Genomic DNA, 24,075 nt, shown 5'->3' with positions numbered 1-24,075 from the left:
AGGACGAAATGACCCGCGTCGCCCTGCTGCCGCCGGACGAGAGACCCAACACCCGTGGCTACGCGGTCGCCATCGGGGCGTGCGCCGGGTTGGAGGTCGTCACCCCACCACCCGCCGCCATGCCGTCGTTCCGGCAGCCGGCGGACACCGCAGCCCTGGCGCGGTGGCTCAAGGAGATCTCCACGGAGGTCGACCACGTCGTCGTCTCCCTGGAGTTGCTCGTCCACGGCGGGCTGATCCCGTCGCGCAACACCGACGACCGGATCGGGCAGGTGCTGCCCCGCCTCGACGTCCTGCGCCAGATCGACGTGCCGGTCACCGCCTTCGGCGTGGTGACCCGACTGCCGTCGTACGACAACGCCGCCCGCTCCCGGCAGGAACCGGCCTACTGGGCCACGCACGGGGCGCGGCTCGGCGCGTTGTCGACCGTCTGGGACGCGCACGACCTGGGCGAGGCGACGGCCGAGGCGGTCGCCGCCGCTCGTGGGCGGGTGCCGGACGCCTACGTGACCGACCTGGTGCGCCGGCGCGCGCGCAACCACGCCGTGCTGCTCGCCGCGTTGGAGATGGCCTCCGACGGGATCCTGGACACCCTCGTGATCTCGTCCGACGACACCGCGCCGCGGGGACTGCCGGCGGCGGAGCGGCGACAGTTGCAGCGCTGGATCGATCGGCTCGGTGTCGACGTCCTGACCTACCCCGGCGCCGACGAGGTGCCCAGCGTGCTCGTGGCGCGCGTAGCGGCTCAGGTCCGGGGAATCGCCCCGAAGATCGCCGTCGACTGCCCGGACGCGGACGGCCTGGACCGGATCGCGCCGTACGAGGACCGGCCCGTGCGGCTCGGCCTCGCCAACCAGGTTCGTGCCCTCGGAGCCGTGGAGGTCACGGACGCCGACGAGGCCGACCTGGTGGTCGTCGTGCACCCGCCCGCGCCGGAGCCCGGCGACTGGGTGCTCGACCCACCCGACGCGTCCGCCGACACCGGCTGGACTGCCGTGGCGGACGCGGTCGCGGCCCACGTCGCCGCGGGGCGCCGGGTGGCCGTGGCGGACATCCGCTTCGCCAACGGCAGCGACCCCCAGTTGCTCGCCGGACTCGACGACCGGGGCCTGCTGGGCCGGCTCGTGTCCTACGGCGGCTGGAACACCGCGGGCAACACCATCGGCACCACCCTCGCCGCCGGTGTCACGCCGGCGCTGTCGGTCACCCCGCGCTCGCAGGAGGCCCGCGACCGGTTCCTGGCCCGCAAGATCATCGAGGACGGGCACTACCTGCCGGTCGTGCGGCGACGCCTGCAACAGGAGGCGGCGCGGCGGGGACTGACCGACCCACCGCTCGACGAGCTGCCCGACGTGCACGCGCGGATCACGCGGGATCTGCACCGGTGGGCGACCGGTACCCGGACGCTGTCCGGCTGGACCGTGACGAACGCGCGGCTGCCCTGGTCGTACACCTTCACCGTCGACTTCGACCTGACGCCGCCGGGCGGGGCGGCAACCTGACCGGTTGCCACCCCGCCGGCGGTGCCGCCGCCGTCACATGCCGGCGCACTGCCCCAGGCTGTCGCCGGTGACGCTGTTGGGCTCGCCCCGGTCGGTCGGTTCGCTGTCGTTCCCGGTGCAGGTCAGTGATCCCGCGATCCGGTTGCCCGACAGCACCACCCAGCCGCCGGTGCCGGCCACGCTCACCGCGCCGCGGACCTGGGCCCGGCGGAGCCAGACGGCGCGCGCGTGGTCGGCTTCCACCCCGCCCTGCAGCTGTGAATCCTCCACGAGTACGCCCGCGCCGGGGCGTACGACGATGTCGCCGCGGACGTCGGCATTCCGGACGCAGGTCGTCCCGGCCGAGACGGCGAGGTCGCCGTGGTGCGTTCCGGTGACCGTCCGGTCGCAGGCGGGCGCCACGGGCTCCGGCACCCACCGGTACAGGGTGCTGCCCCGGTTGTAGTAGTAGGAGCCGTTGCGGTCGATGGCCAGGTTCTGCATCCCGGTCTGCAGAACCGTCATCTGCAGGGTCGCGGGGTCGATCTCGAAGAGCCGGCCGGTCGAGGTGCCGACGAGCTTCCCGTGGTGCCAGAAGAGCTCCCGGCCGGTCGCGTAGATCTTGCTGTCGTCCACGCCGAAGTAGGTCTTGCGGAGCACCACGGTGCGCGTGTCCGGGTCGAACTTGAACAGCGCGTTCGCGGTGAAGCCCCACAGGTTGCCGTCGTCGTCGAAGGTGAGGGCCGAGACGTTCTCCTCCCCGGGGACGGGCACGGTCTCGAAGACCACCTTCCCGGTCGCCGGGTCGAAGACGAACAGCTTGCCCTCGCTGGTGGTCGGTTCGATGCCGATGCCGCCCCAGATGCCGGTGCCGCCGTAGACGAGGCCGTCCCGGTAGGCCAGGGCGAGCGGGGTCTGGTCCTTGACGACGTCGCGGAACACCCGCAGGTCTCCGGTCGACGGGTTGAACAGGGACAGCGCTCCGCCGAGCTGCCCGTAGTCCGGCATCGAGCCGATGGCCACCACGTCACCGGCGCTGGCCCAGCCGAGTGGTCGATCCTGGTGACTGCCCAGCGAGACGACCCGGTCGCGGGCCGTCACCGGGTTCGTCGCCGGATCCCACGGCCGGGTGGTGTCGTAGGTGTAGACCCGCGCTCCCGGATAGGTGCCGAAGACGAGATGGTCGCCGTGGGCGACGAGCCCCTCGGTCTGTCCGACACCGTTGAGCGGCTCGGTCGCGCCGCTGTCCACGTCCACCCGGGCGATCCCCGGCGGGGATCCGTACCCGCCGACGTAGACGTCGCCGCGCGGACCGGTCGCCATCGACCGGATCAGGAACGGCGTCAGCTCCGCGTCGGCGCGCACCGCGGCCGTCCGCCCGGTGGCGGGGTTCCAGGCGTGGAAGATCGACTTGCTGGTCGCGGTCACCACGGACGTGCCGGGGAACCCGTCGGTGCCCAGCTCCATCAGGGCCCAGCCACGGGCCGCGGATCCCTGGAGGTTCATGGAGATCCGGCGCTGCTGCCGGGTGTCGAGGTCGTAGGCGATCACCGCACCGTCGATCGGCACGATCAGCGCCTCGCGCCGGCGTACGCCGCTGTCCTCGGTGCTCACCTCGGGAGACACCGCCAGACCCACGACCTGGGGTACGACGTCCACCCACGCCTGCTCGGCCAGCGAGTAGACGAGCAGGTCGGTCGAGGGTGTCGGCCGGGCGAAGAGCAGCCCGCCGGAGACGGTCACGTCGTAGAGGAAGGTGTCGGCGTCGTGCCCGGGTGGCAGCGGGATCTCCCGGATCTCGCCGGTGTGCGTGTCGAGGCGGGTGAGGCTGGCCCGCAGTGCGCCGCCGCCGGCGTACACGTACCGGCCGTCGGAGTCGATGCTGCGCACGTAGATGTTGCCCTCGACCTGCACCCCGTAGTCCTGCCACTGCCCCGTGGCCGGGTCGTAGGCGATCACCTTGCCGTCCGGATAGGTGCCCCACACCGGCCGGCCGCGGTCGTCGAGGGTCGCCGACCACAGGTGCGTCTGACCGAACGGCGCGGTGGCGACGAGATCGAGGGTGAGGTCGTCCGGGTCGAACCGCCACACCTCCCCCTTGGTCTGGGTGCCGATGTAGATGTCGCGGTCGGCGGTCGTGACGAACGACCAGGACATGATCACGTTCGGCATCGTCCGGCTCATCAGGCGCGCACCGGTCACGATGTCCACCGCGCTGAACGTCGAGGGACTGCCACCGCCGATGACCACCCCGATGTCCCGTCCGGCCGAGTCGGTGGTGTAGCCCGCCCCGGCGTTGGTGATGCCGGCGATCGGCTCGCCCAGATCCTGCTCGACGCCGGCCGGCGGCTGTGGAGCGGGGCCGGTGGCGGCGAACGCGACCGAGTCGACGAGGCCGTCGGCGGTGCCGACCGAACTGGAGTAGATGACCGGCTCCGCGCTGACCGCGCCGGCCGGCGCCGGGAACGTCGCCGCCTGGCGGTCCCAGGCCCCGAGTGCGGGGCGCAGCACCTGGTAGGGCTGGGCTATCCGGGCGCCGGCGGAGTCGTAGAAGTAGACCGTCGGTTGCAGGACGCCGCTGGCGAGCTTGAGGTCCATCGAGAACGTGTAGTTCGTGCCCCCGGTCACCGGTACGCGCGCGGGTCGCAGGCCGGCGCCGGCGGTCGTGCTCGCGTCGCGCACCCGCAGGCTCCGAGCACCGTCGCTGGCGTCGGTGTCGTCGAGGGAGTAGTACTTCTCCGAGCCGGCGAACAGCGGGGACCAGCTCGCGGGCAGGCCGTCCGGACCCGCCTCCTCGAAGCTCGCGTTCGCCAGCAGGTTCCCGCTGGTGCCCGCGGTCACGCCGGTCGTACCGGCGCTCGCGGGTGGCGCCAGGAGCGCAACCGGCGCCAGCACCACCGCGCTCAGCATCCACCGGGCCCAGGCCCGGCGCCGTCGGTTGTCGCTCACGGCAACTCTCCCTTCAGTCCGACGCACTGCCCTGACACCTGTCCGGTCACCGCGTTGCGGACGCCGTCGTCGGTCGGCGCCCAGCCGTTCTCCGCGCAGCCGAGCGCGCCGTCGATGGTGTTGCCGGACAGCAGCACACTTCCGCTGGTACTCGTGATCGACACCGCCCCGTCGACGCGGGACCGGACGACGCTCACCACCCGGGCCTGGTCCGTGGTCACGCCACCGTGCACGTGGGAGTCCTCGATCCGGACGCTCGCCCCGGCGCCGACCTGGATCGGGCCGTTGACCACCGCGCCGGTGACGCAGGTCTTGCCGGCGGTGACCCGGAGGGGGCCGTCGTGCGTACCCGTGACGGACGCGTCGCAGTCGCGCGGGTCGTCGGCGGGTTCCCACCGGAACACGTTGGTGTTGTTCGCGACGTAGATCGTCTCGTCGCGGTCCATGCCGGCGATGCGGACGTCCTGGCCCAGGACCAGCCCGTGTTCCAGGGTCTGCGGGTCGAACCAGAACAGCTTCCCTCCGGCGTTGCCGTAGAAGCGGGCATCCGCGGCGCGGTAGAACAGCTCGGTGCGGAAGCCCCACAGGTTGCCGTCGGCGAATCCGGAGTCGAAGGAACGGGTGACGGTACGGGTACGCGGGTCGAACTCGAAGACGGTGCCGTCCCCGACCAGGCCCCACACCATGCCGTTCGGGCCGACGGTGAGCGCCTGGACCACCTCGCCGCCGCCCACCACGGGGCCACTCCAGAGCCTCTCACCGGCCTCGACGTCCCAGACGAACAGTTCGGCCCGGTCCCGGGTCGGGGTACTCGACAGCCCGCCGTGGATCGAGGTGCCGCCGACGACGAGCCCACCGACCGTGGTCAGCGCGGTCACGCTCTGGTCCGGTACGACGTCGCGGTGGAACCGGTACGCCCCGCTGGCCGGGTCGAAGACCACGAGACCGCCGCCCAGCTCCCCGTAGTCGGGGACGGTGCCGCCGACCACGAGATCACCGGCCGACACGAGGGTCACCGGCCGGTCCTGCCCGAACTCGGCGCGGCCGAGCGAGAACAAATGCCGGGGGTTGCGGCCCCAGTCCCAGGCGACGTCACCACCGACCTCGCCCGCGTAGTACTCCGCGCCGGGGTAGCTGCCCACCACGATCCGGTTGCCGTGGGTGGTGATGCTGTCGGCCTGCTTCGGCCCCGACAGCTGCTCAAGCTGGCCCGTTTCCCGGTTGACCCGGGCCATGACGCCAGCGCTCAGGTAGGCGCCGAAGTACGCGTTTCCGTCGGGGCCGGTGCCGACCGAGTGGACCGTCGCCGGGGTGCTCTGGATGACGTTCGGCAGGATGTCGCCGGTACGGTTCTGCAGGTTGTACCGCCAGATCGTGCCGTCTCCACGCATGCCCACCAGAGTCGTGCCCGGGAACTGCGGGGTGCCGAGTCGCATCGGCTCGAAGGCACGGGTGGTGCCGAGCGCCGCGGCGAGGGGGCTGTCCTCCCAACCGATGGAGGCCGTCTGCCGGGTGGCGACGTCGTAGCCCTGGACCTCGTCTCCGGAGGCGTAGAAGAAGCGGCCGTCCACCGCACCACGGGTCATGTGTCCGAAGGCGATCGGCTGCCCGACCGTGTCGGTGCAGCACCACTGCCCGGCGGAGAGGTCGTAGACGAGGTGGTTCCGGCCGTCCAGGGTCGGTGAGTACTGCACGAACACCAGGTCACCGTGGCGGGTCACCCGGTTGATGAAGCTGGCCCTCGACGCCACCGGCTCCGGCAGCGGGATCTCGGTCTTCCCGCCGGTCGCCGGGTCGAGGCTGAACAGGTGCGGGACGGCGCCCGTGCCGACCCAGAGCTTGCCGCCGACCTCGTCGAAGCCCCAGGCGTAGTCCCCGTCGGCCGTCATACCGCCGTAGTCGCGGAACGCCCCGGCGGCGGGGTCGTAGGAGTAGACCTTGGCGTCCGGGTAGGTGGTGCCGTAGAGGATGCCGTCCCTGATCAGCAGCGTCCGCAGCATCCCCTCACCGACCACCCCCGTGGCGATCTTGGTCACCTGGTCGGTTGCGGGGTCGTACCGCCACAGGGTGCCGTCGTTGGGTGCCCGGACGCTGAGGTAGACCAGCCCGGAGTCGTCCACCACGATGGAACTGGCGACGGTGTAGCCCGGAAAGGTCGTGGTGTGCAGCAGTTCGCCGGTGCGGGCGTCGATGGCGTTGAAGCTCACCGGGGTGCCGTCGCTGAAGCCGTAGACGACGGGGGTGCCGTCGGGGCGTACGTCCATCGCCGCGAGCCGCACGTTGGCGGTGTACATCGAGCCGAGGTCCACGAACTCGGCCATCGGGTCGTGCTTCACGGCGGCGGCGCTCGTCTCTGGTGTCGGTGACGCGTGTGCGGGCGCGGTGAGGGCGGCGATTACCGCCGCGCACAGGAGCAGGGCGAGCGACGCCCTGCGGCGGATGCGTGGGCCGGGTCTGGATGAACCTGGCATGGTGTCACCTTTCGGTCGACGCGGGACGGGACGATGGGCGAGACGGGCCGGCCCGCTCGCCGGGGCGAGCGGGCCGGGGTGGGCGCTACTGGTGTGTCGTCGCGGGATCGAAGCGGTAGACGTGGGTGGCGTCGGCGAAGTAGATCCGGCCCTGCCCGTCCATCGCCGACTCCCGTACGCCGGTCTCGACGAGCACCTCGATCGCCAGCGCCGTCGGGTCGAACCGGAAGAGCCGGCCACCGGCGTTGCCGTAGAAGCGCCCGTCGGCCGGGCGGTGGTACAGCGACGAGACCCGGCCCCAGGTGTTGGTGTTGCGCAGGCCGGTCGCGACCGACCGGAGCACCTTCCGCTGACCCGGGTCGTACGCGAAGACGGTGCCGTCGTCGGCCATCCCCCACAGCATTCCGTCGGGGCCGAACTCGAGTTCGTGGATGACCGTCGCGCCCGGCACGACCACGTCGCTCCACGCGAGCCGGCCGGCGGCCACGTCCCAGGCGAACAGCCGCGCCTGGTCCTGCGTCGGCTCGCTGGACAGCCCGCCGTGGATCGACGTGCCGCCGTAGACGACCCCGTCCCGGTAGGCGAGCGAGACGACGCTCTGGCCGTCGACGACGTCGCGGTGGACCTCGGCGGCCCCGGTGGCGGGGTCGACGAGGGTCAGCGCGCCGCCGAGCTGCCCGTAGTCCGGGACGCTGCCGACCGCGAGCCGCTCCCCCGCCGAGGTCATGTCGAAGATCCGGTCCTGGAAGTGCGGCTCGCCCCGGCCGAGTTCCAGCACCTTGCGCGGATTGGTGCCCCAGGCCCAGGGCTGCGCCGGGTCGCCGGTGTGCACGACGGCACCCGGGTAGGAACTCACCGCGATCGTCCCGTTGTGGCTGACGATCGCGTCGGCCTGCTTGGGCCCGCGGATCTGCTCGACCTGCTGCGACTCCTGGTCGATCCGGCTCATCACGCCGCTGCTGAGGTAGGCGCCCATGTACACGGTGCCGTCGGGGCCGACGCCCATGCTGTGCGCCCCGGCGGGTGAGCCCAGCACGTCGGCGGGGACGATCCGGGACCGCCTGGTGGCGAGGTTGTAGTGCCAGAGGCGACCATCGGTGTCGATGCCCACCACGGTCTCGCCGGGGAAGAGCGGTTCACGCAGGTCCATGACGCTCATCGCGTACGTGCCGACGGCGTCGGCCAGCTGGGCCGGCAGGGCGCTGTCCTCGAATCCGGTCGAGACGCGACGCCGGGCGGGCACCTGGTAGCCGGCGAGGGTTCCGCCGGCCATCAGGTAGAAGGTGCCGTCGCGCCCCTGGGCGGTGGGTTCCGCGCCGAAGGTGTTGCCGATGACCTGGTCGAGCCACCGCTCGCGCTTCAGGTCGTACACCGCCATGTCGTACGTGCCGCGCGGGGAGAGCCGCACGAAGACCAGGTCGTCGCGGGGCTCGATGCCGATGAACCAGTCGGTGTTCTCGAGCAGGGGCGCGGGCACCGACATCTCGGTGGTCTGACCGGATCGCGGGTCGACCTGGTAGAGGTGGGGCACCGGTCCGGTGCCGGCCCAGACCTTGCCTGCCACGATCCCGACGGAGAAGACGTAGGCGGCGTCGGTGGTGAGGCTGCCGTAGTCGCGGAACCGGCCGGTCGCCGGGTCGAACGACACGAGCTTCGCGTGCGGGTAGGTGCCGAAGTACAGGACGCCGTCCGCGTCGAAGGTGGCCGAGTAGAGGGCGGTCTCCCCGGCGATCCCACCGAGATGCTCCAGCCGCATGGTGTCCGGGTGGAAGCGGAACACGGCCGCCGGCGTGGGGGCGCGTACGGAGAAGTAGACGGTGCCGTCGGGTGCCAGCTCCACCCATCCGCCGACGGTGTAGCCGTCGAGCGGGATGGCCGTGATCCGCCTGCCGTCGCGGGTGTCGACGACGGTGAAGCTGGCCGGGGTGCCGTTGGAGATCGCGTAGGTCACCGGCGTGCCGTCGGGCAGGGTCCCGAATTCGGCGTTGCGGACGTTCACGGTGTAGAGCGCCGGTCCCAGGTCGGTGACGTGGCCGGCGGTCGCCACGACAGCGGGGGGTGCCGCCGGGGCGGCGGTGGTCGTCAGCAGGAGGAGCGGGAGACAGGCGGCGAGGACGACCGAACCTCGCCGGAGTCCGCTGGGCAGGAGCGATCGCATGGGGGCACCTCTTCTGTTCGTCCGGATTGCGCCTCGTGGTACTGCAATCGATGGCAAAGACAGGTGGAAGGCGTGCCGCTGAGCGCGTGACGCCGCTACTTGAGGCCGCTCATCATCACGCCGCGGACGAAGAACCGCTGCAGGAGGACGAAGACCACGACGGTGGGGACGAAGGTGATGACGGAGGCGGCCATCGTGGTGGCCAGTTCGGTGTCCTGCTCCTGGAGGCTGTTCAGACCCACCGTCAGCACGTAGTTGCCGGGACTGCGCTGGGACACCAGGGGCCAGAGGAAGTCGTTCCAGTGCCACAGGAAGACGAAGGTGCCGAGCGTGGCCATGATCGGCTTGGTCTGCGGCAGGATGATCGACCAGTAGACCCGGAACTCGCTCGCCCCGTCGATGCGGGCCGCCTCGATCAGCTCGTCGGGGATCTCCTGGATGAACTGCCGCATCAGGAACATGGCCTGGGCGTTGGCGATGGTGGGGACGACCATCCCCCACATCGTGTCGAGGCCACCCATCTCCGACACCATGATGAACAGCGGGATGAGCGTCAGGTGCCCCGGCACCATGAGCATCGCGACGAACAACCAGAAGACGAACTCCCTGCCCAGAAACCGCTTCTTGGCGAACGCGTAACCCGCCATCGAGGCGAAGAGCAGGACGAGGACCACCGACGCCAACGAGTAGACCGCCGAGTTGAGGGCCCACTCGTACACCTGGTTGCTGCCGAGGGCGTCGGCGTACGCGTCGAAGGAGATGCTGTCCGGCAGCAACGAGCCCGGCAGCTCCACACCCTGCTTCGGTTGCAGGGACAGCACGAGCATCGCCCAGAAGGGGAAGAACGTCACCACCGCGCAGAGCGCCAGCGGCACGTGCATCCACAGGGCCCGGCGCCGCCGCCGGTCGGGCCGTCGTACGGGAGTCTGCGGTGTGCTGGCCGTCGGTGGGGCGGGGGCGTGCGCGACCGTGGTGCTCATGCCGACTTCCCCTTGTTCATCAGGCGGTGCTGGATCAGCGAGGTGATGAGGGTGATGACCAGCAGGACGACGCCGGCGGCGCTGGCGTAACCGAAGTCGAAGTAGCCGAAGCCCTGGTCGTAGATCATGTACGTCAGCGAGTAGCTCGCCCGCACCGGGCCGCCGCCGGTCATCACGTAGATGGTGTCGAACACCTGGAAGGATCCGATGATCTCCAGGACCAGGACGAAGAAGAGAGCCGGCTTCAGCAGCGGCAGCGTGACGTGCCAGTAACGGCGCCGCCACCCGGCCCCGTCGACGTGGGCGGCCTCGTAGTACTCGTTGGGGATGGCGAGCATTCCGGCGAGCAGGATGAGCATGTTGTAGCCGAAGCCCTTCCACGCGCTCACGATCGCCAGCGCGGGAATGACCATGGCCTCGCTCTGCAACCAGCCCACGTCCGGGATGCCGACGAGGTTGAGCAGCCAGTTGAGCGGACCGTCGACCTCGAAGATCCACACCCAGATGATTCCGGACATGACCGTGCTGGTGACGACCGGGAGGAAGAAGATGGAGCGGTAGATGCTCATCCCGCGCAGGGTCCGGTCGCACAGCGTCGCCATCGCCAGGGACACCCCCAGGCTGAGCGGGATGGTGAGCAGGGTGTAGTAGGCCGTGACCTTCAGCGAGTTCCAGAACAGCGAATCGCCGAACAGCCGGGTGAAGTTCTCCGTCCCCACGAAGGTGAAGGTGCCGGCGATCCCGTAGTCGCCCAGGCTGAGGAACATGCCCATGACCGCGGGGATGATCCGGAACACCAGGAAGAAGAGGACGTACGGCAGGATGAACAGGTAGCCGGCGAAGGCGGCCCGCGAGCGCCACCAGGGCCTTCTCGCGCGTCGTGCCCCCGACTGCGGCACTGGCTGGACTGTCCCTACGGCCTGCTCGCTCACCACACCTCCTTCGCCGGTGGTCGCAGGCGTGCCGGGCACGGCCACGCCTGCGACCGTCGAATGTGAATCAGCGGCGCTCGAGGAGCGCGTTGACGTCCTTCTCCGCCGCGGCGAGCGCGTCCCCGGGTGCGGTCTTGCCGAGCAGCACGGCCTGCAGGTGCGGCTTGATCAGGTTCATGATCTCCCGCGCCTTCGGGTGGATGACGCCCGACCGGATGACGTCCAGGTGCTTCTCGCCCTCGGCCATCCCCGGGTTGTCCGAGTACAGCCCCGTGACGGACTTCCTCGGCGCGTAGTAGCCGTTCTTCTGGTCGAAGGACCGCATGTGTTCCGGGCTGGTCAGGAAGTCGATCCACGCCTTCGACGCGGCCTTGGCGTCGCTGCCGGCCAGCACCGACAGCCCACCCACCGAGCCGGCGGCGACCTGCACCTTGTCGGTGAGCGGCTGGCTGACCACCAGCTCCTCCGGCTTGAACAGCTTCGCCAGGCTGGCGGTCGTGTTGTTGGGCGAGTAGGCCTGCTTGCCCTGCCCCAGCGCGCTCTGCTCCAGCGTCTCGGCCGTGGTCAGGCTCTGCTGCGAGGTCCACCCGTTGTCGACCAGCTTCTTGACGAACTCCAGGGCCCGCAGCCCCTCGGGGCTGTTGAACGCCGCCTTCTTGCCGTCGGCGGTCAGGACCTCGCCGCCGGCCTGCCAGAGGTAGGGGTAGAAGCTGTGGTTGAGGGTCAGGGTCTGCGCGGCCACGTAGTCGGTCGGGACGTATCCGGCCGCCTTCACCTTCGGCGCCATCTGCTCGATGTCCGCCCAGGTCTCCGGGCACTTCTCCACCCCGGAGGCGGCGAGCACCTGCTTGTTGCACACGCCGATCAGCGCCTGCATCAGCAGCGGCACGCCGTAGAGCTTCCCGTCCCACGACATCGCGTCGAGCGCCGCCGGCGTGAAGTCGTCCCGGTCGTCGGCGATCACGTCCTCGACGGGCTCCAGCACGCCCTCGACGGCGAACTTGGGGATGAAGTCGGGGTTGAAGTAGACGACGTCGGGGCCCTGCTTGCCGGCGATCGCCGTGACGAGGGTTTCCTCGCGGTTGGTGAACGGTTGCACCACGACGTCGACGTCGACCTTCGGGTACTTCTGCTTGAACTGCTCGACCACCGGATCCCAGTAGCTGTCCTTGCCGCTGTCCCCGATGGGGTAGGTCCAGAAGGTCACCGAGCCCTCGACGGCACCCGGGTCCGTCGGCATCGCGCTGTCCCCGCCGTTGCAGCCGGCGACGGCCAGCGTCACCGTCAGCACCACGGCGCCCAATCGGAGTCTGGAATTACCGCTCATGCCGCCCCCTCTTTCTGAAACAGCCTGCCCCCGCCTGCTTTTCATCGTGCAATCGGTTGCAGAGAACCTAGCGTCGGCACCGCCACCGGTCAAGGGCATCGATAGGCGAACTGTTCCTGGCGAGCGATGTCGTCAATGCAGGTTGGCCGGTCGACGACCGACGAGCGGTCGACCACCCCGCCGGGGTCGGCACCCGGCCCTCACCGCGACGCGCCCCGCCGGCCCGGTCACGCCAGCAGGTCGTAGGACTCCACGCTCACCTCGTGTCCGAGCGGTGCGCCGGCCACGAACCGGCACAGCTCGTCGACCACGATCCGACCCTGCGTCTGCCGCGCCTCGACCGTGCCGCCGGCGACGTGCGGCGTGACGACGACGTTCGGCAGACCCAGGAACGCACTCGTCGCCGGCAGCGGCTCGGTGTCGAACACGTCCAACCCGGCCGAGAGCCGGCCCGGCACCAGCTCCGCGAGCAGGGCCTCCTCGTCGACGACCCAGGAGCGGGCCGTGTTGACCACGATCGCGCCGTCCGGCAGCGCGGCGAGTTCGCCGCGGCCGACCAGGTGCCGGGTCTCCGGGGTGGACGGCGCGTGCACGGCGACGACGTCGCTGCACCGGAACAGCTCCGCCAACCCGACCAACTCCACCCCGTGCCCCGCGGCCACCGTCGGGTCGGCGTACGGGTCGTACGCCCGCAGCGCCGACGCGCCCAACGCCCGCACCATCCGCGCGTACTCCCGCCCGGTGCGACCGAAACCGACGATTCCGACGTTGCGCGCCGCCAGCGCCCGGCCCAGCACCGGCTGCCGTGCCGCCGCCCAGTCACGCCCCGTCCACAGGGCACGGTCGTGCCGGTGCAGGTTCCGCAGCAGGGCGAGGGTCAGGGTGAGCGCCATCTCGGCGACGGCGGGCGCCATGGCCGCCGCGCCGGCCTGGCAGACCCGCAGCCCGGACCGGAGGACCGTGACCGGGAACAGCCGGCGGATCGAACCGGCCGAGTGCAGGGCGAGTCGCAGCCGCTCGCCACGCAGTCGGGCCGGGTCGAAGGGCGTCGTGCTCCACGACGTGACGACGACGTCGAACCGGTCGGCGGCGGCCGGCGGCAGCACCGTCCCCCGGTCGCCGTCGCCGAACTCGACGACCGCGTGGTCGTGCAGGCGCTGCTGGGCCTCCGGCGCGAACAGCAGGTCGTACTCGTCCGGGGCGACGACGACGCAGAGGGTCGGCTTGGTCATGGCGGGCAGGTCTCCTCGGGGGTGTCGACAGCGGCCAGGCGCCCGCGCAACCACGCGTAGCAGGCGTCCAGGACGTGGTCGGGATGGGCGTGTCCGGTGTTGTGGTAGAGCGTTTCCAGGCCGGGCGGTCCGGGCCACCGTCGGGCGGCCCGCTCGACCAGACGGTGGTTGTGCCATCCGTCCGAGGCGCCGCCGCCGGCGAGCAGGAACGGCCGCGGCGCGACCAGGGCGAGCAGGTCGTCATGGTCGCGGTCGGGCGGCACCGCGCCGTCGAGGTACCAGGGATCGGCCCAGTTCGAGTACGCCAGGCCCAGGCCCGGTTCGTGCGCGACTCCCGCGGCGATCCGCGTGTCCAGCGCGGTCAGGTGCAGTGCCAGCTTCCCGCCGAGCGAGTGGCCGAAGGCACCGATCCGGCGGGGCGCGACCCACGGTACGCAGGCGAGGGCGTCCACCGCGAGGAACAGGTCGGCGAGGCTGCGGCCCAGACCGGTGATCGCCAACGAGTCCGCGTGCGACGCGGCGCTCGGTCCGTACCGTTCGCTCAGCGAGGCCGTCTCCGTCGCCGGATCGAGCACGTACTCGAACCACCACGGCACGGCGAGGACCGCGAAGCCGCGCGCGACGAGGTGCCGGGCGTAGGCCTGGGACCGCCGTCGAGCGGCACTGTGGCCGGCGGTGCGGACGCACGGCTCACCGAACAGGGTGGCCACCTCGTAGAACGGCACGACCACGGCCGGGCGGGCATCCTCACCCGCCGGCCGGACCAGCTCCGCCCGCATCGTCGTCCCGTACGAGGTCAGGTCGACGGGACAGCGCAGCGTCCCGTCGGCGGTCTTCCGCGCCGATCCGATCTCCCACGACCCGTCCGGATCGCGGACCGCGCCCAGCCACCGCCGCCACCAGTTCCGGCCCTGCTCCGGCTCGTGATGCTCGTCGGCGGCACCTTCGGGGGTCACCGGGCCAGGGTAAGTCCGCGCCCACTCCGACTGCAATCGATTGCTCACGGAAGTCGAGGGTCCTGCGCGGGGCAGGCCGATCGGACACGGCTAACGTGCAGCACGTCCATCCAGGCAGGACACCTCGACAACCGGGAAGGCTCTTGACGTGCAACCGATTGCAGGCAAGGCTATGGGCAGTTGGCCGTCGATGTCGAAGAGGGCAGTCGGATGAGACGGATCGGAATCATCGGCACCGAGAACTCGCACGTCGACCACTTCGTCCGCTTCCTGAACACCGAGCAGAGACACCCCGGCAACCGGGTGGTCGCCCTGGCCGGTGGCCCGACCGACCGCAACGCGGCGTTGTCCGAGACCGGCGGCATCGAACTCGTCGTCGACGAGCCGAGCGACCTGATCGGACGGGTCGACGCGGCGATCGTCAGCAGCCGCGACGGACGCCACCACCGGAAACAGGCCGAGCCACTGCTGGACGCCGGGCTGCCGGTGCTGGTCGACAAGCCCCTGGCCGCATCGGTCGACGACGCCCAGGCGATCCTCGCGGCCGCCGCGCGCGGCCACGCGCCGCTGGTGTCCTGCTCGGCCCTGCGGTTCGTCCCCGAGGTCGCCCGGCTCACCGACCCACAGGAACGGATCGGTCGGCTGCGCCAGCTCGCCGTCATCGGCCCGGCCGATCCCGACAGCGAGTGGGCGGGCCTGTTCTTCTACGGCATCCATCAGGTGGAACTGGCCCTGCAACTGCTCGGCGACCCGCACGTCGAGCCGGAGTCGGCATCGGTCGACCTGGTCCGCGAAGGCGACACCGCGGTGGCCCTCACCCGGATCGGCGACGTCGTGGTGACCTTCACCTTCGTCACGCCCGCCGACGACCGCGTCCCGTTCCAGGTGGTGGCCACCGGGACGCGCGGCGTACTGACCGAGTCACCGACGATCGGCCCCGACTACAACGCCCCCGCGCTCGCCCGGTTCGTCGACGCCTGCGACCAAGGGCGGTCACCGGTCGACCCGCGCACCCTGCTCTCCCCGATCGTGGTCATGGCGGCGATCACCGACGCGCTGACCAGCCGGTCCTAGGAAGGGACGGAACATGCCCCCACCCCACGGTCCGCTCCGCGTCGGCGTCATCGGGGTCGGCGTCATCGGCAGGGCCCACGTCCAGCGCCTGGTCAGCGGCGCCGCCGACGCGACGCTGGTCGCGGTCGCCGACGCGAACACCGGACACGCCGACGCCGTCGCGGCCGAGTTCGGAGTCGACGCCACCCGGTCGGTGCCGGAACTACTCGCCCGCCCGGACGTCGACGCCGTGGTCGTGGCGATCCCGAGCGGTCTGCACGCGGCCGTCACGGTCGCCGCGCTCGAGGCCGGCAAGCACGTGCTGCTGGAGAAGCCGATCGACGTGACGGTCGAGGCCGCGGATCAGATCCTCGACGCGGAGAAGCGGTCGGGCCGGACCCTGAGCGTCGTGAGCCAACGCCGGTTCGCCGAGGCGAACCAGTTCGTGTTCCGCGCCGTCCGCGACGGTCACCTGGGGCGGATCACGGCCGCCACCTTCGAGGTCGCGCTCTGGCGCAGCCAGGAGTACTACGACGCCGGCGACTGGCGTGGCACCTGGGCCCTCGACGGCGGCGGCGCCCTGATGAACCAGGGTGTGCACCTGGTGGACCTGGCGCTGTGGCTGCTGGGCGAGGTCGACGAGGTGTTCGCGTACACCGACCTGCTCGCCCACGAACGCATCGAGGTCGAGGACACCGTCACCATCACCGCCCGGCTGCGCAGCGGCGCGCTGCTGACCTTCCTGGCGACCACCGCCGCCTACGACAGCGTCCCGATCCGGTACACGGTCTTCGGTGACGGCGGCTCGGTGGTGGTGGAGGCGGAACAGCTCGCCCACTACACCTCGAGGCACGGCGGGCAACCACCCAGGCCGGACGACGTACCGACCGACCAGCAGCTGGCCCAGCTCACCGATTTCGTCACCGCAGCCCGCACCGGTCGCCCGCCCCTGGTCACCGCCGCCCAGGCGCGGGCGGCCGTGGCCTTCATCGAGGCGGTCTACCAGTCGGGTCGGGCCGGGAAACCGGTACGCATCCACTGACAGAAGGAGCGAAACGTGGACCCGCACCCCGCACTGACCGCCGTCATCGCCCGACAGACGCCGCTGACCTGGACGTTCATCGGCGACAGCGTGACCGCTGGGACCTGGCACACCTACGGCGCCCGGTCGTACCCGGAGCTGTTCACCGAACGCCTGCGCGAGCTGGGTCGGACCGCGGACGCGTTCGTCAACACCGCCGTGAGCGGCTACACCGTGACCGACCTCGACGAGCGTCTCGAGCGGCTCGCCCTGCGCTTCCGGCCGGACGTCGTGGTGGTGGGCATCGGGCTGAACGACACGAAGCACGGCGAGGCCGGCCTGGCCAAGTTCTCGTCCACCTACCGGTCGGTCGTCGAGCGGCTCCGCACCGGGGCGGACAGCCTGGTCGTGGTCCAGACCCCGAACGACACGCTGTCGACGGCTCCCGAGCACGTCGTCGAGCACCTCCCCCGCTACGTCGACGCGGTCCGGGCCGTCGCCACCGACACCGCGGCGCCCCTGGTCGACCACTACGCCGTGTGGACCGACACCGACCGGCCGGCGCCCGAGCACTGGTACGCCATGGGGTGCCACCCCGGCCAGCACGGTCACCGGGCCATGGCCCGCACCCTGCTCGGCGCCTTCGGGGCCTGGGATCCCACGAGCCGCTCCGGCCGCCTCACGATTCCCTGACCCACGGAGGAAGGAAAAGCAGCGTGCCGGGCAGACCCAATCGATTCCAGACGCGGAATGGAAGGCGCCGATGACCACGACGGTTCAGGCCAGGACGACCGACCCGCTGACACTCTTCCGTACCGGCACGGTGATTCCCGCGCACCCGCTGGCGCTGGACGCCCACCTCAAACTCGACGAGCGCCGCCAACGCGCCCTCACCCGCTACTACCTGGAGGCCGGCGCCGGCGGCGTCGCCGTCGCCGTACACACCACCCAGTTCGCCATCCACGAGCCCCGCCACGGCCTGCTCCGGCCCGTCCTCGAACTGGCCGCCACCACCGCCGCCGAGTACCCGACCCGCGACACCATCCTCGTCGCCGGCGCCTGCGGGCCGACCCGGCACGCCGTCGCCGAGGCGGAGCTGGCCGCCGAACTCGGCTACCACGCGATCCTGCTCGCCCCGTACGGCGCCGGCGACCTCACCGAGGACGAGCTGGTCCGGCGGGCGGCGGCGGTGGGCGAGGTGCTGCCGGTGATCGGGTTCTACCTGCAACCGGCCGTCGGCGGCCGGGTTCTGTCCCGGTCGTTCTGGACCAGCCTGGCGGACCTGCCGTCGGTCATCGGCATCAAGGTCGCCCCGTTCGACCGGTACGCGTCGCTCGACGTCATCCTCGGCGTGGCCGCGTCGGGGCGCAGCGCCGACGTCGCGCTCTACACCGGCAACGACGACCACATCGTCGGCGACCTGCTCTCGCGCTACCCCGTCGACGGCTCCCGGGAACTCGAGTTCGTCGGTGGGCTGCTCGGTCAGTGGTCGGTGTGGACACAGCGCGCGGTGCACCTGCACCGGACCGTCCGGCTGGCGAAGGCCGGCGACCCGGACGCGCTGCGCGAGGCGTTCGCCACCGAACTCGCCCTCACCGACGCCAACGCCGCCATCTTCGACGTCGCCGGCAGGTTCCACGGCTGCATCTCCGGCATCCACGAGGTGTTGCGCCGGCAGGGGCTGCTCGCCGGGCTGTGGTGCCTGGACGAGCGCGAATCGCTCAGCCCGGGTCAGCTCGCGGAGATCGACCGGGTGTGGCGGGCGTACCCGCAGCTACGCGACGACGACTTCGTCGCCGAGCACCTCCACCGCTGGCTGTCGTGAGCGCCACGGCAGGGTCGGGGCCACGGCTGTCGCTGGGCGGCCTCGCCGCTGCGCCGCGGGGTCGCGGTGGCTGGGTCGGGCCGGCCGTGGATCCGCGCGCGGTGCGGGTCGGCATGGTGCACCTCGGCATCGGTGCCTTCCACCGGGCGCACCAGGCGGCCTTCACCGAACTGGCCGCGGCCGCCGCCGGCCGCGACGACTGGGGAATCACCGCGGTGACGCAACGCTCCGCGGTCGTACGCGACCAGTTGACGCCGCAGGACGGCCTCTACTCCGTGCTGGAGCGCGGGCCGGCAGCCGCGCCCCTGCGGGTGGTCGGCAGTGTCCGGGAGATCCTCGCCGGACCGCATGATCCGGCGGCGGTCGTCGACCGACTCGCCGATCCCGCCGTCCGGCTGATCACCCTCACGGTCACCGAGAAGGGCTACCGGCGAGGCGCCGACGGCCGGTTGGACCTGACGGATCCGGAGATCGTCGCCGACCTGCGGGGCCGCCCGCCCCGCACCGCCGTCGGTCAACTCGTCCGCGGGCTGCGACGACGGCGGGCACTCGACGCCGGTCCGGTCACGATCCTGTCCTGCGACAACCTGGCCGGCAACGGCAAGGTCCTGCGCCACCTGGTGCACGACTTCCTGGCCGCACTGCCGTCGGCCGAGGGCGACGTGCTCGCCGACTGGATCGCCGGGGCGACACGCTTTCCGTCCTGCGTGGTCGACCGGATCGTCCCGGCCACCACCCCCCGAGACCGTGCCGAGGCCGCGGCGATCCTGGGCCTGCGCGACGAGGGCCTCGTGGTCGCCGAGCCCTTCCGGCAGTGGGTGATCGAGGACGACTTCGCGGCCGACCGACCGGCCTGGGAACTGGCCGGAGCGGTGCTCACCGATGACGTCGCCGCCTGGGAGGCCGTCAAGCTGCGCATGCTCAACGGCACCCACTCCCTGCTCGCCTACCTCGGCGCGCTGCGCGGACACGAGACGATCGCGCAGGCGCTCGCCGACGACGACCTCGCCGTGGCCGCCGACGCGCTGATGACCGAGGACGTCGCGCCCACGCTGTGCGTCCCGCGGGGACTGGATCTGGACCGGTACCGACGCGAGGTCCTCACCCGCTTCGCCAACCCGGCGCTGCGGCACCGCACCGCCCAGGTGGCCATGGACGGATCCCAGAAGCTGCCGGTCCGGCTGGTGGACACCGTTCGGGACCGCCTCGCCGCCGGTGTGGTGCCCCACCATGCCGCGCTGGCGATCGCCGCGTGGATGGCGTACGTCGCCGACGCCTGCGACAGGGCGGTGCCGTTGGCGGACCCGTTGGCCGACCGGCTGCGCGCCGCGGTGGTGGCCGGCGGCACCGATCCGCACCGCCTGGTCAGCTCCTTCCTGGACGTCCGGGAGATCTTCGGGGCTGACCTTCGGGACCATGACGGTCTGCGGGCCGCCCTGGTCGACCACGTCGCCCGCCTGCGGTGCGACACCACCGCTCCGGCACAGGGCTCGGCGACCGCGGCGCTGGGCACGAGTCAGCAGTGGTCGCGGTGAGGAGCCATCGACGCTACGTGCCCGGTTGGCCATGCCTCGGCTCGGCGGCGACAGGCGACGCCTCAGCCGCCGGTCAGTACGGTAATTCAGGTCGGCTCTCCTGCTCCGAGCGGAAGAGCCGACCAGCACTGCTCAACTGTCATCGTGGCCACGCGCCTGCCGCCGTCGGGTGACGCCGCCCGGCCGCTGGTCGGACGGGCCCCTGTGGGTCGTGTTCGCCGGCGGGAGTCACGGCAGCACAGTCGCACCGCCACGGGCCACGATCTGCTGCAATGCAGCGACATGACCGTCGAAGGCAGCGCGTCCGTACCGGCTCAGCTTGACCGAGGTGCGCGGACGCTTGCCCACGAAACTCTTCCGCACCTCGACGTAGCCCGCCTGCTCCAAGGTGGCGATTTGCTTGGAGAGCGCGGAGTCGGACAGGCCGAGCTGCTCGCGCAGGTAGCGAAACTCGGCCCATTCGGTGGCGGCCAGCAGACTGACCAGGGAGAGCCGGGTCGGCGCGTGGATCAGCTCGTCGAACCGGGGTACGGTCATCGACCGACGGCGATCGATCGGGCGGTCATCATCGCGCGCAGGTACCGCATCAGGACCGGACCGGTGGCGGTCATCGCCCCGGCGGTCGCCGCCGTGCCGACGGTGGCCGGCAAGACCACCCCCGACCCGTCCGCCGCGAAGCCGATGATCAAGCCCAGCGCGACCAGGCAGCATACGTAGCCGGCGATGGCGACGGCGCCGCGTACGCCGAGCAGGCTGTGGTGCACCTGGGCACGGTGCCGCACCGCGACACGGACGACGACGGCGGCCAGACCCAGCGCGTACGCGATCGAGCCCACCGCGATCAGCCACGGCAGCCGGCTTTCCACGGCGGCGGTGAAGGCCACCATGAGACCGCCCACGGCCAGCCAGTACCAGTCAGGGACGAGCGCCGCGGCGATCGCTTGGTCACGGCGGATGTGGACCTCGGCGAGCGCGTCGGCGGCCGCTGCGGGGGACACGGCTGACTCGGCCATGACTTCTCCTTGAGGGGAAGGCGACTACTTGCCTACTAGGAAAGTAGAGCATTAACTTTCCTAGTAGGCAAGTAGTTCCGTAGCGGAAAGGGATGGTGCTCCGGACGTTGTGGGCGGAGCCCGGCTTCGATGAACCCGGTTCCTGGCGATGGTGAAGATCGCCCTCGGCCGCGCGGACCTCGCCCCACCCCACTCCACCGTCCAGCCCGTGCGGTCTGAGCCCGGACCGGCGCTGACCGTTGACGCGGCGGTCCCGGATATCAGAGCGCCGGTCTTCGGGACCGCCGCCGCGGTCCGGGACCCCGCGACTGCGGTCCCCGCCGTCGCGGACCGGTCTCCGGCGGTCCCGGACCGCCGGGACAACCAGCCGTCGACGGACGACGGCGGTCCGCGCGCTGGTCCCGGCCGCCCGGACCGCCGCCCGCACCCTCGCGGTCAAGGGGACGCCGCTGTCCCGCAAAGCCCTCGCCCGACAACTCCGCGACGACGGGCACCAACTGTCCAACGCCACCGCCACCGCCACCGCCTCCGCGCTCGTGCGCGTCCTACGCGCCGAAACCAACCCGCCCGCACCGGATCTGTCACAGCGGGAGGCCCCATGACGGAACCCGACCCGCGACGCCGGTCAGACCGAGCCGCCGCTGTCAGACCAGCGCGCGTCTGTCAGGAAGCCCACGAGCTGACAGAACCCGACCAGACCTGTCAGCGCGCTCCCGCCCACCGCAGCGGCTGGTTCGCGCGCCTTACGCCTACCCGCACCTCTGACCAAGGAGCAACAACGATGATGTCCCCGCACAGCGGCCACCGTCAGCGCCGCTACCGGCCCGACTCACACAGCCTCTCACGGCACCGTCACGCCGAATCCGGTATGGCCGGCCGTGTCGGTGGCAGTGTCGGTGGCAGTGTCGATCCCCGTTCTACCGTCCGTCTTGATCCTGACCCCCGAACCGACCCCCCGATCCCGCTCACAGCCCAGGTCAGGGCCGCTCTCACCAGCTCGATACCGCTCCAGACACACCCTCATGCGTGGGGTGTCCCCCCAGGGGCCGCCCATGCGTAAACCGTTACCCGCTCCGGATCCGCTGCTGCGGCTACAGGCCAGCATCACCGCCCGCGACGACCGGCTCCTCGGCTGGCTCTACGACCACGGCGTCCTCACCACCGACCAGATCGCCGCCGCCCTGTTCCCGTCCCTGGACTTCGCCCAACGCCGGCTACGCCGTCTCACCGTCCTCCGCGCGGCAGACCGCTTCCGCCCCAACCGGGCCTACGGCGGCTCCTACCCATACCACTACGTCCTGGACCAGCTCGGCTACGACCACGTCCACGCCCAACGCGGACTCGGACGACCACGCCGGGACCAGGCCCGCCGCCGCAAACAAGCCCTCACGTCGCGCCCGGACCTGCCGCACCTGCTAGGCGGCAACCAGGTCTTCATCGACCTCGCCGCCCACGCCCGCACCCACCCCAACAGCCGGCTGGACCGCTGGCAGCCCGCGTCCGCCTTCCACGACCCGGGCGTGTTCTACCGCGAAGGTGGCAACCCCGAGATGATGGTCCACGGACCGACAGGACTGCCCCGCCCGGACGGCGCCGGGGTCTGGACCGAGCACAGGCGGGCCGTGCCGTTCTTCCTCGAGTACGACACCGGACGCGAGCGCCTCGACATCCTCACCGAGAAGATCGCCAAGTACGAACGGCTGTACGCCATGAGCACCTGGGCATGGCCGGTCCTGTTCCACCTACCCTCCGCCCGACGCGAGGCGAACCTGCACCACCGCCTCGCCGAGGCCAGGACAAGGGCGTTCATCGCCACTACCACCGCCGAACTCCGGACCGCCACCAGCGTTAGCCCCGCCGAGCAGGTCTGGCAACTGGCCGGCCGCAGCGCCGGCCGCTACCGCCTCATCGACCTGCCCTACACCGACACCGCCCACGACAACGAGTTCCCCACCCCACCGTGAGCGGCCCGACCGGGCGGGCAGCCGGACGAGCCGGCGGGCACGCGGCGCCTCGCGGGGAATGTGCGCCCTTCAAGCCGCGCACGCCCACACCCGTCCAACCCCCGGGCGCAACGGCCGTCGCCCGCCGTACGGCCCCCACCGCGCGAGACAGGGACGAACGGTACGCCACCGGCGGCGGCGCAAGCCTCGCCAGCTCTCACCGACCTGTCAACGCCGGCCTCATGCGACAGACCCGGCGACGACCCGCGCACTCACACCAGCCACCCCGACGTGACAGACCGCGGGGCGGCGCACTCGTCACTTCCGAAGCCACCGGAGTTATTCCCCGCGGCCCTGACCGCCGTCGGTCCGCCGCCTGACGGCCGGTACCACCCGCGATCCAACGTCTAACCAAGTTCTCCATCCGAAGGGAGTTGCCGATGGTCCGACACCTCGACCTCACGCCACGCGCCGTCCTGGGAGGGACATGGCCCCACGCCGTGACCAGCAATCACGCGCGACCACACCACACCCGTCGCCGCTGGCCCAGCCCACGAGGGCAGCCGACGGCGAGGCCCCGACCGCACACCCGCAGACCGAACCCCAAGCCTTGCCGGGGACGCTGTCGATGGCCCGCTACCTGACCGACCCCGAAACCGAAGCCGAGATCCAAGCCCTCGCCGCCGAAGCCGGCCTCCCCGACATCGACCAAGCCGCGAAACTCGCCCGCCTCCTACGCCTGCACCAGCCCACAAGCCCGCCACGAGCGGCATGACCTGCACCCGCCTCATCCCGGGGCGGGCGCAGCCCGCCACCCGACCAGACGGGCTCTGCGAGCAGCGCTCGCCGGGTGGCGGGCTGCCAGGTGGCTGTCCGGCCGCGCTTCATGCGTCTAGCGTCAGCCCCCACTGCAGCTCGACGGCGGGCCGCTCAGGCTGGCGGCCCTACGGCTGAGCTGCCCATCGCCGATGGTTGACGACCATGTCGAGGCGGTCCGCGTCGGCCAGCCGAAATGCCTCGGCAAGGCACGCCACCGGCAGCCCGAACATGCACCCCTCGTCGGCCACCTCGGCGATCACCTCGCCCACGTCGATCGACGCCTCGGCGAACGCGAGGATCGCCGAGGCGTCGAGGATCACCCGGATCGGGAGTCCGTTCAGACGGCGCGGACGAGAAACCCGATCTGCCGGCACTTCAGC

General features: G+C 71.4%; 19 protein-coding genes. 8 read left to right on the top strand and 11 right to left on the bottom strand.

What is annotated here, in order from left to right; genetic code table 11:
* Positions 1-8 precede the first annotated feature (8 nt).
* Positions 9-1,502, top strand: a complete 1,494-nt coding sequence (locus ACZ6O2_RS28785) for a DUF4127 family protein (RefSeq protein ID WP_466025035.1) — start codon at positions 9-11, stop codon at positions 1,500-1,502.
* A gap of 33 nt (positions 1,503-1,535) precedes the next feature.
* Here the strand turns inward: ACZ6O2_RS28785 and ACZ6O2_RS28780 are convergent, their stop codons facing one another.
* The 8 genes from ACZ6O2_RS28780 to ACZ6O2_RS28745 form a co-directional block, all read right to left on the bottom strand.
* Complete coding sequence (locus ACZ6O2_RS28780) at positions 1,536-4,430, bottom strand: carbohydrate binding domain-containing protein (RefSeq protein ID WP_466025034.1); 2,895 nt, start codon at positions 4,428-4,430, stop codon at positions 1,536-1,538.
* Positions 4,427-6,901 carry an NHL repeat-containing protein gene (locus tag ACZ6O2_RS28775; RefSeq protein WP_466025033.1) on the bottom strand — a complete coding sequence of 825 codons (2,475 nt, stop codon included), beginning with the start codon at positions 6,899-6,901 and terminating at the stop codon, positions 4,427-4,429. The genes ACZ6O2_RS28780 and ACZ6O2_RS28775 overlap by 4 nt, the downstream gene beginning before the upstream one ends.
* A gap of 85 nt (positions 6,902-6,986) precedes the next feature.
* Complete coding sequence (locus ACZ6O2_RS28770) at positions 6,987-9,059, bottom strand: NHL repeat-containing protein (protein ID WP_466025032.1); 2,073 nt, start codon at positions 9,057-9,059, stop codon at positions 6,987-6,989.
* 95 nt (positions 9,060-9,154) lie between these two features.
* On the bottom strand, positions 9,155-10,039 hold the full coding sequence (locus tag ACZ6O2_RS28765; RefSeq protein ID WP_350709894.1) for a carbohydrate ABC transporter permease: 885 nt from the start codon (positions 10,037-10,039) through the stop codon (positions 9,155-9,157).
* A complete protein-coding gene (locus ACZ6O2_RS28760; RefSeq protein WP_466025031.1) occupies positions 10,036-10,971 on the bottom strand; it encodes a carbohydrate ABC transporter permease in 936 nt (311 codons plus the stop codon). The genes ACZ6O2_RS28765 and ACZ6O2_RS28760 overlap by 4 nt, the downstream gene beginning before the upstream one ends.
* 67 nt (positions 10,972-11,038) lie before the next feature.
* Entirely contained in the window at positions 11,039-12,298 is a 1,260-nt protein-coding gene (locus tag ACZ6O2_RS28755; protein ID WP_466025030.1) for an ABC transporter substrate-binding protein, read from the bottom strand.
* 227 nt (positions 12,299-12,525) lie between these two features.
* Positions 12,526-13,530 (bottom strand): hydroxyacid dehydrogenase, encoded by a 1,005-nt coding sequence (locus ACZ6O2_RS28750; RefSeq protein ID WP_466025029.1) that lies wholly within the window; start codon positions 13,528-13,530, stop codon positions 12,526-12,528.
* Positions 13,527-14,486 carry a dienelactone hydrolase family protein gene (locus tag ACZ6O2_RS28745; protein WP_350709901.1) on the bottom strand — a complete coding sequence of 320 codons (960 nt, stop codon included), beginning with the start codon at positions 14,484-14,486 and terminating at the stop codon, positions 13,527-13,529. The genes ACZ6O2_RS28750 and ACZ6O2_RS28745 overlap by 4 nt, the downstream gene beginning before the upstream one ends.
* 210 nt (positions 14,487-14,696) lie before the next feature.
* On the opposite strand from ACZ6O2_RS28745, the gene ACZ6O2_RS28740 reads away from it, so the two are divergent.
* The 5 genes from ACZ6O2_RS28740 to ACZ6O2_RS28720 all read left to right on the top strand — a co-directional run bounded on the left by ACZ6O2_RS28740 (position 14,697) and on the right by ACZ6O2_RS28720 (position 19,920).
* Positions 14,697-15,560: a Gfo/Idh/MocA family protein gene (locus ACZ6O2_RS28740; protein ID WP_466025028.1), complete on the top strand. Its 864-nt coding sequence runs from the start codon at positions 14,697-14,699 to the stop codon at positions 15,558-15,560.
* 13 nt (positions 15,561-15,573) lie between these two features.
* The gene (locus tag ACZ6O2_RS28735) at positions 15,574-16,581 is read left to right on the top strand and encodes a Gfo/Idh/MocA family protein (protein ID WP_466025027.1); all 1,008 of its coding nucleotides are present in this window, start codon (positions 15,574-15,576) and stop codon (positions 16,579-16,581) included.
* 15 nt (positions 16,582-16,596) lie between these two features.
* On the top strand, positions 16,597-17,253 hold the full coding sequence (locus ACZ6O2_RS28730; protein ID WP_466025026.1) for an SGNH/GDSL hydrolase family protein: 657 nt from the start codon (positions 16,597-16,599) through the stop codon (positions 17,251-17,253).
* A 70-nt stretch (positions 17,254-17,323) separates the two neighbouring features.
* Positions 17,324-18,385, top strand: a complete 1,062-nt coding sequence (locus ACZ6O2_RS28725; protein WP_466025025.1) for a dihydrodipicolinate synthase family protein — start codon at positions 17,324-17,326, stop codon at positions 18,383-18,385.
* Positions 18,382-19,920 (top strand): mannitol dehydrogenase family protein, encoded by a 1,539-nt coding sequence (locus ACZ6O2_RS28720; protein WP_466025024.1) that lies wholly within the window; start codon positions 18,382-18,384, stop codon positions 19,918-19,920. Before ACZ6O2_RS28725 ends, ACZ6O2_RS28720 begins: the two co-directional genes overlap by 4 nt.
* A 228-nt stretch (positions 19,921-20,148) precedes the next feature.
* Here ACZ6O2_RS28720 and ACZ6O2_RS28715 read toward each other — a convergent pair whose 3' ends face one another.
* Positions 20,149-20,457: a winged helix-turn-helix domain-containing protein gene (locus ACZ6O2_RS28715; RefSeq protein WP_466025023.1), complete on the bottom strand. Its 309-nt coding sequence runs from the start codon at positions 20,455-20,457 to the stop codon at positions 20,149-20,151.
* A complete protein-coding gene (locus ACZ6O2_RS28710; protein ID WP_466025022.1) occupies positions 20,454-20,933 on the bottom strand; it encodes a hypothetical protein in 480 nt (159 codons plus the stop codon). Before ACZ6O2_RS28710 ends, ACZ6O2_RS28715 begins: the two co-directional genes overlap by 4 nt.
* Positions 20,934-21,985: 1,052 nt before the next feature.
* On the opposite strand from ACZ6O2_RS28710, the gene ACZ6O2_RS28705 reads away from it, so the two are divergent.
* Both ACZ6O2_RS28705 and ACZ6O2_RS28700 read left to right on the top strand, forming a co-directional pair.
* A complete protein-coding gene (locus tag ACZ6O2_RS28705) occupies positions 21,986-22,897 on the top strand; it encodes a replication-relaxation family protein (RefSeq protein WP_466025021.1) in 912 nt (303 codons plus the stop codon).
* A gap of 607 nt (positions 22,898-23,504) precedes the next feature.
* Positions 23,505-23,651, top strand: a complete 147-nt coding sequence (locus ACZ6O2_RS28700) for a hypothetical protein (protein WP_466025020.1) — start codon at positions 23,505-23,507, stop codon at positions 23,649-23,651.
* Positions 23,652-23,820: 169 nt separating this feature from the next.
* Here ACZ6O2_RS28700 and ACZ6O2_RS28695 read toward each other — a convergent pair whose 3' ends face one another.
* Entirely contained in the window at positions 23,821-24,015 is a 195-nt protein-coding gene (locus ACZ6O2_RS28695) for a hypothetical protein (protein WP_466025019.1), read from the bottom strand.
* Positions 24,016-24,075 lie beyond the last annotated feature (60 nt).

Source organism: Micromonospora sp. NPDC048040 (genome assembly GCF_055587185.1).
This window is presented reverse-complemented; position numbering and strand designations above follow the sequence as displayed.

Bases quoted from the DNA above. Each gene is read 5' to 3' on its own strand.
- ACZ6O2_RS28765 (WP_350709894.1), bottom strand. From the start codon at position 10,039: ATGAGCACCACGGTCGCGCACGCCCCCGCCCCACCGACGGCCAGCACA.
- ACZ6O2_RS28755 (WP_466025030.1), bottom strand. From the start codon at position 12,298: ATGAGCGGTAATTCCAGACTCCGATTGGGCGCCGTGGTGCTGACGGTG.
- ACZ6O2_RS28700 (WP_466025020.1), top strand. From the start codon at position 23,505: ATGGCCCGCTACCTGACCGACCCCGAAACCGAAGCCGAGATCCAAGCC.
- ACZ6O2_RS28785 (WP_466025035.1), top strand. From the start codon at position 9: ATGACCCGCGTCGCCCTGCTGCCGCCGGACGAGAGACCCAACACCCGT.
- ACZ6O2_RS28770 (WP_466025032.1), bottom strand. From the start codon at position 9,059: ATGCGATCGCTCCTGCCCAGCGGACTCCGGCGAGGTTCGGTCGTCCTC.
- ACZ6O2_RS28725 (WP_466025025.1), top strand. From the start codon at position 17,324: ATGACCACGACGGTTCAGGCCAGGACGACCGACCCGCTGACACTCTTC.
- ACZ6O2_RS28710 (WP_466025022.1), bottom strand. From the start codon at position 20,933: ATGGCCGAGTCAGCCGTGTCCCCCGCAGCGGCCGCCGACGCGCTCGCC.
- ACZ6O2_RS28735 (WP_466025027.1), top strand. From the start codon at position 15,574: ATGCCCCCACCCCACGGTCCGCTCCGCGTCGGCGTCATCGGGGTCGGC.
- ACZ6O2_RS28775 (WP_466025033.1), bottom strand. From the start codon at position 6,901: ATGCCAGGTTCATCCAGACCCGGCCCACGCATCCGCCGCAGGGCGTCG.
- ACZ6O2_RS28705 (WP_466025021.1), top strand. From the start codon at position 21,986: ATGCGTAAACCGTTACCCGCTCCGGATCCGCTGCTGCGGCTACAGGCC.
- ACZ6O2_RS28740 (WP_466025028.1), top strand. From the start codon at position 14,697: ATGAGACGGATCGGAATCATCGGCACCGAGAACTCGCACGTCGACCAC.
- ACZ6O2_RS28715 (WP_466025023.1), bottom strand. From the start codon at position 20,457: ATGACCGTACCCCGGTTCGACGAGCTGATCCACGCGCCGACCCGGCTC.
- ACZ6O2_RS28750 (WP_466025029.1), bottom strand. From the start codon at position 13,530: ATGACCAAGCCGACCCTCTGCGTCGTCGTCGCCCCGGACGAGTACGAC.